Annotated in this window: 5 protein-coding genes; all 5 read left to right on the forward strand. The window is 67.1% G+C overall.

Annotation, left to right across the window (positions count from 1 at the left end; translation table 11 throughout):
* Positions 1-23: 23 nt before the first annotated feature.
* A complete protein-coding gene (locus tag Q1J95_RS15420) occupies positions 24-278 on the forward strand; it encodes a cory-CC-star protein (RefSeq protein WP_300269267.1) in 255 nt (84 codons plus the stop codon).
* Positions 269-1,237, forward strand: a complete 969-nt coding sequence (locus Q1J95_RS15425; protein ID WP_300269260.1) for an ArsA family ATPase — start codon at positions 269-271, stop codon at positions 1,235-1,237. Before Q1J95_RS15420 ends, Q1J95_RS15425 begins: the two co-directional genes overlap by 10 nt.
* 83 nt (positions 1,238-1,320) lie before the next feature.
* Positions 1,321-1,473 carry a CopG family transcriptional regulator gene (locus Q1J95_RS15430; protein WP_300269262.1) on the forward strand — a complete coding sequence of 51 codons (153 nt, stop codon included), beginning with the start codon at positions 1,321-1,323 and terminating at the stop codon, positions 1,471-1,473.
* On the forward strand, positions 1,470-2,168 hold the full coding sequence (locus tag Q1J95_RS15435) for a hypothetical protein (RefSeq protein WP_300269265.1): 699 nt from the start codon (positions 1,470-1,472) through the stop codon (positions 2,166-2,168). The genes Q1J95_RS15430 and Q1J95_RS15435 overlap by 4 nt, the downstream gene beginning before the upstream one ends.
* Positions 2,169-2,510: 342 nt before the next feature.
* Positions 2,511-3,091: class I tRNA ligase family protein (locus tag Q1J95_RS15440; RefSeq protein ID WP_300269266.1), on the forward strand; the 581-nt coding region annotated here is incomplete at its 3' end.

Genomic DNA, 3,091 nt, shown 5'->3' on the forward strand with positions numbered 1-3,091 from the left:
GCCGAACGGCGGTCCAGCGTCTTCTGCGACGCTGGACCGCCTTCCGTGAGGGACTGGTGGAGTATTACGCCGGCCCCTATCGGCAGATGCTAGCGCGTGAGCGTCGCGATGAGGACGACCTGTTCACGCTCGTCGTGCTCGGAGAGGCCCTGGGAGTTCCCGATCCCGCCGCGTACTACAGCGCGGAGTTGATGCCGCTGCTCGCCGAGGACTTCCACGCCTGGCACCGACGCATGGGCATGCCGAGATCGCCGTTGGATCAGATGTCATGCTGCTGACGGATGAGCGCCGCAGCATCCTCTTCTTCGGAGGCAAGGGCGGCGTCGGAAAGACCTCGCTGGCGTCGGCGACCGCATTCGCGCGGGCACGCCAGGGTGGGCGGGTGCTGGTCGTCTCGACCGACCCCGCGCACAATCTCGGGCATCTGTGGGGGCGCGAGGTCACCGACTCGCCCACGCGGCTCGCCGCGGGAGCTGACGGCGGGTATGTAGACGGCATGGAGATCGATCCGGAGCAGACGATCGAGCGGCATCTCGCCGCTGTCGAGCAGACCATGCTGCAACTTCTGCCCGAGCGCCAGCACGCGCAGGCGAGCGAGCACCTCGCGCGGGCGCGCCGTGCGCCGGGCAGTCACGAATCGGCGGTGCTGGAGCGCATCGCCGAGGCCGCACAGCTCGCCGGAAGCACGTACGACCTCGTCGTCTTCGACACCGCGCCCTCCGGACACACGCTGCGGCTGCTGGCGCTGCCGGGTCAGCTGGCAGGTTGGACGGACACCCTGCTGCGCAACCGCGACCGTTCAGAGCGCTTCTCGGCCGCGATGCGCTCTCTGGCCGGCAGGCGGGAACAGGCGCCACCGAGTGAGGCCGAGCTACGGCGAACACTCACGCGGCGGCGCGAACGCTTCGATGCGCTGCAGCAGGCGATCACCGATCCGAAACGGTGCGGATTCGTCGTCGTGTTCCAGGCCGAGGCTCTTCCCGTGGCGGAGACGCTGGAGGTCGTCGATGCGCTGGGGGAGATGCATGTTCGTGTGGCCGTGCTGATCGCGAATCGACGTTCACCATCGGATGCCGGTGAGGTGCTGCGCGCGCGGCGCGACGTCGAAGACCGCTATCTGCAGCGCGTGCGCTCGGCGGTGTCGGGCGTGCCCGTTCTGGAGGTGCCGCTCGTGGCGGGCGAGCTGACCGGGCACGAGGCGCTGGGCGAGCTTGCGGAGTTGCTTGTGCGGCTGTGAACGCTGCGGCATCGTGCGGCACGGGCGTCAGCGGAGCGAGCCACGTCTTGAGGTCTGTGCCGTTTGCGAGCTATGATGCTAGCATGCAAGCAAGCGAGCAGAAGAAGGCGCAGTTCAACGTGTATCTGCCGGCGGACCTCATACGCACCGTGAAGCATCGCGCGATCGACGAGGGCACGAGCCTGTCCGCGCTCGTCGAGGCCGCGCTGCGCGGATACCTGGAGGAGGCATCATGAGCGTCACGATTCAGCAGCTTCTCTACACCGAGCATCCGGAGCAGTGGTGGGCCCTGGCCGAACACCTCGGGTTCCGTGCGCCGTATGAGCCGACGCCGGAATGGGGCGAGTTCCACGCCGACGGTGTCTTCGCCGTGCACAGAGTCACAGGCGGGCATCCGCCAGGATCGGCCGATATCCACGTTCTCGTCGATGACCTGGCTGCCGCGGCATCCGCTCTGGCATCGTTCACTGTCGAACGCGAGGTGATGGAGGGGGTCGGCGACGTGCTCATCGTGCGGGCGGCATCCGGCATCTCGATCTCGGTTTCGCAGGGCACGGCCCCAGCGGTTTCGCACGAAATCTCAGTGCAACCGCTATGGTTCCAGGCCGATCTCGCTGAGCCGCGGGCGATCCTGGAAGAACTCGGACTGCACGCAGGCATCGCGTCGGACGGCGGCGGATGGATCGAGCTGCAGGCCGCTGCCGGTTCGGTGGGACTGCACGCCGGAGAACCGAAGATCGGGCTGTCGTTCGAGGCGCGCGGCGACCTCGACGCGCTGGCCGCACGGCTCAGGGAGGCGGGGTTCGCGGCATCCGTCGTCGACGAGGCCTTCGCGCGAACGATCCGCATCCCCGACCCGGACGGCGTCGCAGAGATCTGGATCAACGGGGTGCAGGACGACCTGCACGGATACCACCGCATCAGCTCGTAGCGCGGGCGTGCGCCAGCTGCGGAGAATCGCGGCTTCTGCGGAGCCAACCAGGGTTCGGGTCCGCACCACGTGCGATTTTCCGCGCGAAGCGCACGACAACAACAGCGCACGGATGCCGCGTACAATAGAAGCATCAGCTGTGAACCGGCCATCACCGGGGAGCTCTCGGAAGAACGCTTCGACCCTTCGACAGGCTCAGGGGACGAAGCCACTAGAACCGAGCGGGGCAGGCCCGTCATCGCCGCAGTGAGAGAGGGTGCCGTACGGCATCACGCGAGGTGGTACCGCGGTCCGAGAGGGTCGTCCTTGCAGAAGCATCCGCCACGAGCACTGCGAGCACATATGACCTACCCGCGTAACGCCTCCGCATTCGGCCCCGCTGCGAGTCCGCGTTTTCCCGAGATCGAGCGCGAGGTTCTCGACTTTTGGAAGAGCGACGACACATTCCGCGCATCCATCGCTCAGCGCGAGGGCGCCGAGGAGTGGGTCTTCTACGACGGCCCCCCGTTCGCCAACGGCCTCCCGCACTACGGGCACCTGCTCACCGGGTACGCGAAGGACGTGTTCCCGCGCTTCCAGACCATGCTCGGCAAGAAGGTCGACCGCGTGTTCGGATGGGACACGCACGGGCTGCCGGCAGAGCTCGAGGCCATGAAGCAGCTCGGCATCACCGAGAAGAGCGAGATCGAGGCCATGGGCATCGACGTGTTCAACACGAAGGCGCGCGACTCGGTGCTGACGTACACCGAGGAGTGGAAGGACTACGTCACCCGCCAGGCACGCTGGGTTGACTTCGACCGCGGCTACAAGACGCTCGACACGACGTTCATGGAGAGCGTGCTATGGGCGTTCAAGCAGCTCCACGACAAGGGGCTCGCGTACGAGGGCTACCGGGTGCTGCCGTACTGCTGGCGCGACCAGAC

Origin of the sequence: Microbacterium sp., assembly GCF_029263575.1 — a bacterium.
Taxonomy (GTDB): Bacteria; Actinomycetota; Actinomycetes; order Actinomycetales; family Microbacteriaceae; genus Microbacterium.

Coding starts and splice junctions, on each gene's coding strand:
- Q1J95_RS15425 (WP_300269260.1), top strand. CDS start 269: ATGCTGCTGACGGATGAGCGCCGCAGCATCCTCTTCTTCGGAGGCAAG.
- Q1J95_RS15430 (WP_300269262.1), top strand. CDS start 1,321: ATGCAAGCAAGCGAGCAGAAGAAGGCGCAGTTCAACGTGTATCTGCCG.
- Q1J95_RS15435 (WP_300269265.1), top strand. CDS start 1,470: ATGAGCGTCACGATTCAGCAGCTTCTCTACACCGAGCATCCGGAGCAG.